We start from the raw sequence: 10,203 nt of genomic DNA, 5'->3' as shown, positions 1-10,203 counted from the left end.
CTTGTAAACACTATCCGCAATCGAACATCAATTGCATCATAACCGAACACTTTGTTTGGTTATGATGCTTATATCAAGGTGATTACAATTTGGCATTAGTTTAGTAATATTAGTTTTAACTGGATGTAAAACTATGCTCAAGAATTACTTTATCACCGCCTTTCGCAGCCTTAAAAGGTTTAAATTATTCACGTTTCTTAACCTTTTCGGCCTATCTACAGGCATGGCTTGCAGCATCCTGATCATGCTATGGGTGCAGGATGAAAAGAGCTACGATAAATTCACCCCGAATGCTTCTGAAATATACCGGCTAACTTCAAATGTATCAGGCTCGGTAGCCGCGGTAACACCTCCACCTGTTGTTGATGCCCTGAAACAGCAAATTCCTGCCGTTAAAAATATAACCCGTGTTGTGCTTTTATCAGCTACGGTTAATGTTGCCGATAAAAAATTCGATGAAAAGAGCATTCTGTATGCCGATGCTAACTTTTTGCAGTTTTTCGGTTATCAATTGGTACAAGGAAGTGGCGATGTTTTATCGCAACCCAACAATGTTGTAATTACAGCTGCCACAGCCAGTAAATACTTTGGTACTGATAACGCTGTAGGTAAAATTCTGAAAGTTGAAAATGGTTATAACAGCGATTATGTGGTAAGCGGCGTCCTTAAAAACCTGCCACATAACTCGCATTTGCAATTTGATATGTTGTTGCCAATCAGTTATTACAACATCTCTAACGGTGGTGATTGGGGCAACTTTTCGGCATATAGTTATGTTCAACTGGATAAGCATTTTGATGCGACGCAATCTTCATTAGCTTCGATCGAAAAACAAATCGACATAATCCATCAAAAGAACGATAATACTAATACCCAAAGCCGTTTCAGCCTGCAAACATTAAGTGATATTCATCTTACTTCCGGTTTACAACTTGATGTTGAGGGACAAGGTAACATTCAAAATGTTAAGATTTTCAGCGTAGCAGCCATATTTATATTGATCATAGCCTGTGTCAATTTTATGAACCTATCTACCGCATTGGGTAGCACCCGCGCTAAAGAGGTGAGCTTGAGGAAAACCATCGGCGCACGCCGTATCGATCTGATCGCTCAGCTCATGGGCGAATCATTGTTGATGGCCCTGTTAGCATTAGTGATCGGGGTGTTGCTGGCCTGGTTCTTATTGCCCTTGTTTAATGAGCTTGCATCAAAAAATATCAGTATCGATCTGTTAAACATTAAGTTATTATCGCAATTATTAGCCATAGCCGTTATTGTGGGATTGATCTCCGGCAGTTATCCTGCGATATTTATGTCGTCATTCAACCCGGTAAAAGCGTTAAAAGGCATAAAAGCTCCCAAAGGCGAACTTTCATACTTGCGTAGTGGTTTGGTGATCTTCCAGTTTGCTGTATCGGTGGTGCTTATCATCAGTACATTGGTAGTGAACAACCAGCTCGATTTTATCAGGAAAAGAGATATTGGCTTTAATAAGCAAAACCTGTTATATGTACAAGTTCCGCAGGTAGGTTATCAAAAAGCGAATTACGATGCTTTAAAACAAGCATTGTATCTTAATAATGATATTACTGATTACACCATACTTGATCACCTGCCAACTTACCTTACCACCGGTACTACAGATGTTATATGGAGTGGCAAAGACCCTGATATGCAAACCGTTTTTCCGCATATTGGTGCTGATGCCGGGTTTTTGAAAACCTTTGGTATGAAACTGATAGCCGGCCGAATGTTTAATGCTAATTCAATTGCTGACGATAGCACGTATCTGGTGAATCAAACCGCGCTGAAAATTATGGGTATGAAACCGGCATCGGCCATCGGCCAAAAAATATCAACCAATGGCCATCAAGGTACCATAATTGGCGTAGTGCAGGATTTTAATTTTAAACCGGTACAACAGGCTATCGAGCCGTTGATCATCAGGCGTAATAACCGTGCAGGATTTGTGGTTATCCGCACCAGTGGTAACAATTATCAGCAAGTGATAGATAGATTGAAGGATGTATTTCATAGTCTATACCCCAACTACCCATACAATTATGGCTTTGTTGATCAGGATATTGCTAACTTGTATGTTGCCGAGCAGCGTACGGGCATGCTTTTCAATATATTCTCCATTATGTCCATTATCATATCATGCCTCGGCTTGTTTGGTCTGGCTACGTTTGCTATTCAAAAACGGGTTAAAGAGATAGGGGTAAGGCGTGTATTAGGCGCAAGCGCGCAGGGTATAGTAACCATGCTATCTGCCGATTTTGTAAAACTGGTAGGCTCATCATTATTGGTAGCATTCCCGGTAGCCTGGTGGATGATGCATCAATGGCTCGAAAATTATGCTTATCGCGTAACCATTAGCTGGTGGGTGTTCGCAATAGCGGGTATCTGTGCATTGTTCATAGCGCTTGTAACCGTCAGTTATCAATCTATAAAAGCGGCTTATGCCAATCCGGTTAAAAGTTTGAGAAACGATTAACAAAACTCATTTGATCTATATATACAAGCTAAAGCGATGGCGTAAAACCCCATCGCTTTTTTGCTTTCAGAAAAAAAATATCGTAAAAATGCTTTCTTGTCCTATGTCAAGTCGGCGGTCTAAAATGCGGGGTACATTTGTAGTGTTAAAACAATAACCCAAAACAAAAACTAAATTTTAAACACTATGGAAAGTACAATTAACGGCATACACCACATCACTGCAATAGCAGGCAATGCCAAACGCAATCACGATTTTTATACCAAAACTTTAGGCTTACGCATGGTTAAAAAAACCGTGAATTTTGATGATCCTGAAACATACCATTTATATTATGGCGATAAAGAAGGTACACCGGGTACCATCCTTACCTTCTTCCCGTGGGAAAATATAATGACCGGCAGACGCGGAGCACGTCAAGCTACCGAGATCGGTTATTCAGTACCCGAAGGCAGTTTAGATTTTTGGCAAAAACGCTTTGAAGATCATAATGTGATCTACAACAAAGTGGCCGAAAAATTTGGCGAGCAATACCTTACATTTCTTGATCCGGATGGATTGAAGCTGGAACTGATCGTATCAAAATCAGCCGATAACCGCTTGCCTTGGGAAACTGATGAGATCAAGGCTGAAAACGCTACCAAAGGTTTTCATAACATAACCATTACTACGAACAAAATGCAGCCAACTGCCGATATTTTGACCGGCGTGTTCGGTTATAAATTATTGGAGCAGCATGTTAACCGTTACCGTTTTGTAACCGACGCGGTTGATAATGCCAACATAGTTGACCTGGTTGAAGTACCGGGAGAGGTTGCCGGGCATGTTGCGGGCGGTTCAGTGCACCACGTAGCGTTCCGTGTTAAGAACGAGGAAGTGTTAATGCAATATCGCGATAAAATAGCCGCGCTTGGTTTACATATTACCGAGAAGATCGATCGTAACTATTTCTACTCACTATATTTCCGCGAACCAGGAGGGGTATTGTTTGAGATAGCTACTGATAACCCGGGCTTCGCGGTTGATGAACCGGTTGAAGAATTAGGTCAGCATTTGAAACTGCCTGCACAATACGAGCAATATCGCGCAAGCTTAGAAACTACTTTACCAAAATTAGTTTAACAACAATGTACACACATAATAAACAATACATCACCGCCGGAAAACCAATTGCCGAAGCCGGCGGTGCCCTGATCATGATACATGGGCGGGGCGGTTCGGCCGAGAATATCATTAGTTTGGCCGGTGAATTGAATGCGACCGATCTGGCCATATTCGCGCCACAGGCAAGCAACCATAGCTGGTACCCATATAGTTTTATGGCTGCCGATGATCAAAATCAACCTGCGCTTAACTCGGCCATTGAGGTTATCGGTGAACTGGTTGATGAGATCATCAGCAAAGGCATCTCCGCAGAAAAAATATACTTCCTCGGTTTCTCGCAAGGTGCATGTTTAACGCTGGAGTACATCAGCCGCAATGCCCAACGCTATGGTGGCGCGGTAGTTTTTACCGGCGGATTGATAGGCCAGCAGTTGGATGTTACCAAATACAATGGCAATTTTAACGGTACACCGGTATTGATCACCACCGGTAATCCCGATCCGCATGTGCCCTTAACCAGGGTTGAGGAGAGTGTTGAACTGCTTAAAAAGCTGAATGCTGATGTCAATGTAACTGTATTCAACGGTCGTCCGCATACCATCATTCAGGAGGAAATTGATTTGGCTAATAAATATGTGTTTCATTAAAAAATTACGCGACAGGCTGCTGGCTTTTTACACCTCAAGGCAGTTTCGTAAATACGATAAACGTTAACACTATGGAAGCATTTAAAGTAACCCGGGTTTATGCTGATGAAAATGGCGATAGCTGTTTTGATGAGATTTATTATCCATTACATAATGGCGGGCCGATAGGCTATCTTTCGGAGAAATTCAGTGTGAAGGACTTAATATTTCGCAAGGTGTTGCCCACTTATGATGATTTCCATACTGCGCCACACAGGCAGTTCGTAATACTGCTTGATGGCGGCGTGGAGATAGAAACATCAACGGGAGAAAGGCGGCAGTTCGCGGCCGGGGAGGTATTGTTGATGGAAGATACTGATGGCAAAGGGCACCGCAGCCGTAATTTGAAAGAGCAGGTTCGCAGCTCGCTGTTCATTACTTTTGATTGATTGAAGCGGTTAAGTGGTATATTGCGCCTTTATCGCAATTACTATCTATGTCAACCGATCTGATACTGAAAAGCATAGGCAAATACATTGGCCTTACTGAGGAGGAAAAGGAATATTTTATAAGTCTGTTGCATCCAAAAGAGTTGAGCCGCAAGCAGTTTCTTTTAAAGGAGCGTGAGGTTTGTAAATATTCGGCTTTTGTGAACAGTGGTTGCCTCCGTGGCTATACGGTTGATGAACACGGATTGGAGCATGTAATGAATTTTGCCCCATCAGGCTGGTGGATAGCCGATATGTATAGCTTGCTTAGCCAAAAACCCGGCACGCTGAATATTGATGCTATTGAACCAACCGAAATATTGTTACTCTCAAAAGTAAAGCAAGAGTTGCTGTATCATGAAGTACCGAAATTCGAGCGTTTTTTCAGAATAATTACGGAGAACTCATTGGTAGCCTATCAGCAACGGCTGATGGATAACTTAAGCTTATCTGCCGAGGAGCGTTACAATAATTTTTGCCGCCGATACCCAACATTGATACATCAACTGCCTAAAAAAGATATTGCCGCCTATATTGGCGTTACGCCGGAGTTTTTTAGCCGCATGATGGCAAAGCTTTTGCGGGCAGAAAAGTAAATCATCACCGCTATGGAAGATCAGGATAAGCTTAATCGTATCATTGAAGCCCGCATGAAACTCAAGGCACGTTTTGAGGAGCAAATGCGCAACACACCATCAGTTGCTGATGATCAACCCAAAGGCTCAGGCGAACCCAACAGGCATGGTATGCCTGTTATCCCGATAGGGCAAACAAAAACCTACAAATGGCCGGTGCTTGATCTGGGTTATCAGCCCAATGTATCATTAGACCGATGGCGGCTTACCATTGATGGCGAGGTAGAAAACCCGGTACGCCTAACATGGAAACAGTTTATGGATCTGCCTCAAACTAAAGACACTTCTGATTTTCATTGCGTAACCACATGGTCAAAACTTGATATGCACTGGAAAGGGGTAAGTCTGCTTGATCTGGCGGCATTGGTGCACCCAAAGGAAACCGCCACCCATATTATGTGCTATGGTTACGATACTTATACCACCAACCTATCTTTAGAGGAAGCGCTTAAGCCTGATGTGTTGCTGGTACATACCTATGAGGGGCAACCCTTACCACATGAGCATGGCGGCCCGGTGCGCATGATCACCCCGCAGTTATATGCCTGGAAAGGGGCGAAATGGATAAAACGCATAGAATTTCTTTCGGCCGATAAGCTGGGGTTTTGGGAGGAGCGGGGCTACTCGAACACCGCATATCCCTGGCGCAATGATCGTTATAGTGATTAAGTGTAAAACAGATTTTAAAAATTGGTGTTGAGCATGAAAAACACCACCTTATGATCAATCCTGCTACTTTTAACACTTATACCGAAGATGGATCGGAAAGAAAACTGATTATTGAGCCTGTACTTAAACGAGATAACGACGGCGAACTTGCCGATACCCGGGTATATCGCCTGCTCAAAAACTCGTATGACAACGACAGCCTTTTATTTACTGAGCCACTGGAAACCACGGAGAGCAACATCCATATATCAGATAATAATAACCCCGATTTTTTGGGTAAGATAATTTTTGCTGATGGTAGCTGGATATTTGAAGGCGACTTGTTAAGCGAGCACGAACAGCAGCAGCTGGTCGGCTTTATCATTAAACATTCTTAGTGCCTTGCGCGGCGTTTTAATACACCACCGGCAGCCTCTTTAATGGTGCTGGTGAACACGAATGCTTTGGGGTCAATGTCATGTATCATGTTACGCAGTCGCCTAACTTCAAGGCGGGTAACTACGGTATAAACAATATCAGCCGGATGGCTAACCTCAAAGCTTTCCTTTAAAAAGCCGCGTTCGCCTTTGTAAATGGTTATACCACGACCAAGCTCCATCACCAGGCGGCGTTTTACTTCTTCGCTCTCTGATGATATTATGGTTACACCGGTGTATTCCTCCAAGCCCTCTATCACAAAATTGATAGTGCGCGATGCTGTATAATAAGTAAGTATTGAATACAAGGCAGTTGGTAGCGTTACCTCAATAGCCGCTATCAGGAAGATGATGATGTTAATACCCAGAATTATCTCGCTGATGGTAAAGCTGATGCGCTTTCCGGTATACAATGCCAGTACCTCAATACCATCCAATGCACAACCGCCGCGAATAGCCAGGCCTACACCGATACCCATAAACACACCACCGAATATTGAAACCAATAATTTATCAGATGTTATAGGCTCGTACGGTACGTACAGCAAACATAGCCCCAGGCCAAGTATAGCGGCCACCGTTCTGAAAGCGAAGGCACGGTTTACCTGGTACATACCCATAATTATAAAAGGAATGTTTGCCACCACAATTACATAAGCAATGTTAAGGTGATAAAGCTCATGAATAAGCAGGGCCATACCGGTTACGCCGCCATCAAAAAACTTATTGGGTATCATAAAGCTTTTGAGCGCGAAACCGCAAAAAAGTATACCTAAAACTGTATAAGCTGTATCAATAAACCAACGTGGTAGGTTCTTCATGTTTGTAAACGTGTACTTTGTAATCTGTGTTTAAATGCAATCAAAACAAATGTTCAATAGCAATACTTCAAATTCATGGCTAATATATTCAAATGTTTCTATTTATAGGCTGTGATAGTTTAATAAACGGAAATGTTATATTTGGTTGCCAGCATTAATATTAACCGGCCTGCTTTATTTCAATATGTATTTTTTTGTATATCTGGGTGCCTTTCTGCTACTTATCCGTTTGCGTACTTCGGTAAAATTTACCGAGCTTTTTGAAAAATGGAATACTTTATTGCGCTGGAGCAGCTTTGGCGTGATCATAGCCTTTTTTGTATTCGAAAAACTATTGCCCGATAGTATTATCCCATTTATTGGGCCATTGATATTAGGTGGCATTGTTTACTTCGCGTTAAATGAGGCTGATTTTAAGCCTGTACGCAGCTTTGTTAATACACATATACCATTAGTTATTGTTGGTTTTATTGATGCTATTGTTGATTTGATAGCGCCTAAGTTTTATGGCGAACACGATGATATATTCCAGATAGCGGTATTGCTTGGCTTTATATGGATCTTCGCCCGCTGGGCAAGTACCAAAAAGCAGCAGCAGGAAATGCGCATCATGTCGGTAAAAAAGGATGAGCTGGAAGCCCTCGTTAGCGAACGTACCGCCGAACTTACCAAACAGCGTAATGAATTGCAGGATCTGGTAAAGGAGTTAAAAACAACCCAAACGCAGTTGATCCAGTCCGAAAAGATGGCATCATTGGGTGAGCTAACCGCGGGTATAGCGCACGAGATACAGAACCCATTAAATTTCGTGAATAACTTTTCGGAAGTAAGTGCCGAGTTGATAGATGAGATGGAGGAGGAGCTTGAGAAAGGCGATAAGGAAGAAGCGCTTGCCATAGCTGCCGATATCAAACAAAACCTCGAAAAAATACGCCACCACGGTAAACGTGCCGATGGTATTGTGAAGGGCATGTTGCAGCATAGTCGCCAAAGCAATAATATTAAAGAGGCTACCGATATTAATAAACTGGCCGATGAATATTTGAGGCTCGCCTACCACGGTTTGCGTGCCAAGGATAAATCATTCAACGCCGAATTGATCACCCGTTTCAGCGAAAATCTGCCAACTGTAGATGTGGTGCCGCAGGATGTTGGTCGCGTGTTATTGAACTTGTTTACCAACGCGTTTTATGCCACACAGCAAAAGCAAAAACAAGGCGACCCTAAATATCGTCCGGTAGTAGAGGTGGCAACTATCTCGAAACAGGGCATGATAGAAGTTTTTGTGCGCGATAATGGTACCGGCATTCCCGAACATATTAAGGACAAAATAATGCAACCCTTTTTTACTACCAAGCCTACAGGTGAGGGTACGGGTTTAGGGCTTTCATTAAGTTATGACATCATTGTAAAAGGCCATAACGGCAAAATTGATGTGCAAACTAAGGAGGGCGAATACACCGAGTTTATGATCAGCATTCCGCTAACGGTTAAAAATAATTAACTTTATAACCTCTATGAAAATACTGGTTGTTGATGATGAGGCGGATGTACAACCGCTTTTTTTACAGCGCTTCCGTAAAGAAATTCGTAATCAGGAAGTTGAATTTGATTTTGCCCTGTCGGGCGAGGATGCTCTGAAATATCTGGAAGATAAACATTCGGAAGTAGTGCTTATCCTGTCGGACATTAATATGCCCGGCATGAGCGGAATTGAGCTTTTAGGCCACATACGCGAAGATTTTGGCGATCCGCCACCGCCACCTGTAGTAATGATGGTTACCGCCTATGGCGACGAGGAGAACTACAAACAGGCTATGGAAAAAGGCGCGAATGATTTTTTGACCAAGCCGCTTGATTTTGATCTGCTTAAACAAAAACTTAAAAACCTTACTGACTGATGGCCAAGATACTGGTAGTTGATGATGAAGCGGATTTAGAATTGCTGGTGAAACAAAAGTTTCGCCGCAAGATAAGGGAGAATGTATACGAATTTATTTTTGCCCAAAATGGCGCCGAGGCGCTTGAGAAAGTAAAGGAACATCCTGATCTTGATATTATACTCAGTGATATAAATATGCCCGTAATGGATGGGCTAACCCTGCTTACCCATTTGCCCGAAGCTAACCCTACATTAAAAGCGGTAGTAGTTTCAGCTTATGGCGATATGCAGAACATACGTACCGCCATGAACCGTGGCGCATTTGATTTTGTGGTGAAGCCTGTTGATTTTGATGACCTGGACGTTACCATGCAAAAAACTATTGAGCATGTCCGGCAGTTGCAGGAAACAATGAAGGCTATTAAGGAGAATAACATACTTAAAATGTATGTTGATGAAAATGTGCTCAATTTTATGACGCACAAGGAATTCGAGAATAGCTTGCTGACCAACGAGCAGATTGAGGCTACCGTAATGTTTATTGATGTATGCGGTTTTACATCCCTTACCGAACAGGTGCCGCCAAATACCGTAGTGAACCTGTTAAACAGCTTGTTTGATAAAATAGTGCAGGAAATTATAACGCAGGGCGGCCACGTAGATAAATTTATGGGCGATGCCGTAATGGCTGTTTTTAGAGGTGATTACCATTTAGATAGGGCCATTGATGCCGGGCTGGCCGTTCGCGATCAGTTGCAGAAGATGGACGAAATTCCTGCCGGCGAACGTAAATATAAACCGGGTGTATCGGTAGGTATCAATTCGGGCGAAGTAGTATCAGGCAATATAGGTTCAGCATCGCTTAAACGGTTGGATTATACCGTAATAGGTGATATTGTTAATGTTGCGCAACGCCTGCAATCAATATCCAAAGAGGGACAAATACTCATCAACGAAGCTACCTACGAAAAAGCGAAGGAATCATTCAGTTGCGAAAAAATAGGAGAGGTAGTGCTTAAAAATAAGGCTAAGCTTGTAACCATATACGAGGTGCTTGAGTAAGCA

At 42.6% G+C, this 10,203-nt stretch carries 11 protein-coding genes; 10 read left to right on the top strand and 1 reads right to left on the bottom strand.

The window, feature by feature from the left end; genetic code table 11:
- The first annotated feature begins 133 nt into the window (after positions 1–133).
- From IM792_RS05360 to IM792_RS05330, 7 genes are all read left to right on the top strand, one after another.
- Positions 134–2,497 (top strand): ABC transporter permease, encoded by a 2,364-nt coding sequence (locus IM792_RS05360; protein ID WP_194100745.1) that lies wholly within the window; start codon positions 134–136, stop codon positions 2,495–2,497.
- Between the two features lie 186 nt (positions 2,498–2,683).
- Entirely contained in the window at positions 2,684–3,619 is a 936-nt protein-coding gene (locus IM792_RS05355) for a ring-cleaving dioxygenase (protein ID WP_194100744.1), read from the top strand.
- Between the two features lie 5 nt (positions 3,620–3,624).
- Complete coding sequence (locus IM792_RS05350) at positions 3,625–4,248, top strand: dienelactone hydrolase family protein (protein WP_194100743.1); 624 nt, start codon at positions 3,625–3,627, stop codon at positions 4,246–4,248.
- Positions 4,249–4,319: 71 nt separating this feature from the next.
- Complete coding sequence (locus IM792_RS05345) at positions 4,320–4,676, top strand: hypothetical protein (RefSeq protein WP_194100742.1); 357 nt, start codon at positions 4,320–4,322, stop codon at positions 4,674–4,676.
- Between the two features lie 47 nt (positions 4,677–4,723).
- Positions 4,724–5,311 carry a Crp/Fnr family transcriptional regulator gene (locus IM792_RS05340; protein ID WP_194100741.1) on the top strand — a complete coding sequence of 196 codons (588 nt, stop codon included), beginning with the start codon at positions 4,724–4,726 and terminating at the stop codon, positions 5,309–5,311.
- A gap of 12 nt (positions 5,312–5,323) precedes the next feature.
- A complete protein-coding gene (locus IM792_RS05335; RefSeq protein WP_194100740.1) occupies positions 5,324–6,019 on the top strand; it encodes a sulfite oxidase-like oxidoreductase in 696 nt (231 codons plus the stop codon).
- 50 nt (positions 6,020–6,069) lie between these two features.
- Positions 6,070–6,396 (top strand): hypothetical protein, encoded by a 327-nt coding sequence (locus IM792_RS05330; protein ID WP_194100739.1) that lies wholly within the window; start codon positions 6,070–6,072, stop codon positions 6,394–6,396.
- Here IM792_RS05330 and IM792_RS05325 read toward each other — a convergent pair.
- On the bottom strand, positions 6,393–7,256 hold the full coding sequence (locus IM792_RS05325; RefSeq protein WP_194100738.1) for a YitT family protein: 864 nt from the start codon (positions 7,254–7,256) through the stop codon (positions 6,393–6,395). The genes IM792_RS05330 and IM792_RS05325 overlap by 4 nt on opposite strands.
- Before the next feature lie 184 nt (positions 7,257–7,440).
- Between IM792_RS05325 and IM792_RS05320 the strand changes: the two genes are divergently transcribed.
- Genes IM792_RS05320 through IM792_RS05310 form a run of 3 tightly spaced genes read left to right on the top strand, consistent with a single transcriptional unit; the run spans position 7,441 to position 10,200 of the window.
- Positions 7,441–8,760 carry an ATP-binding protein gene (locus tag IM792_RS05320; protein ID WP_194100737.1) on the top strand — a complete coding sequence of 440 codons (1,320 nt, stop codon included), beginning with the start codon at positions 7,441–7,443 and terminating at the stop codon, positions 8,758–8,760.
- A gap of 13 nt (positions 8,761–8,773) precedes the next feature.
- Positions 8,774–9,157 (top strand): response regulator, encoded by a 384-nt coding sequence (locus IM792_RS05315; protein WP_194100736.1) that lies wholly within the window; start codon positions 8,774–8,776, stop codon positions 9,155–9,157.
- On the top strand, positions 9,157–10,200 hold the full coding sequence (locus IM792_RS05310) for an adenylate/guanylate cyclase domain-containing protein (protein ID WP_228084931.1): 1,044 nt from the start codon (positions 9,157–9,159) through the stop codon (positions 10,198–10,200). Before IM792_RS05315 ends, IM792_RS05310 begins: the two co-directional genes overlap by 1 nt.
- Positions 10,201–10,203 lie beyond the last annotated feature (3 nt).

Origin of the sequence: Mucilaginibacter sp. JRF (assembly GCF_015223065.1) — a bacterium.
GTDB lineage: Bacteria > Bacteroidota > Bacteroidia > Sphingobacteriales > Sphingobacteriaceae > Mucilaginibacter.
Note: the sequence above shows the minus strand (reverse complement) of the source record. Positions and strands in the feature narration are given on the sequence as shown.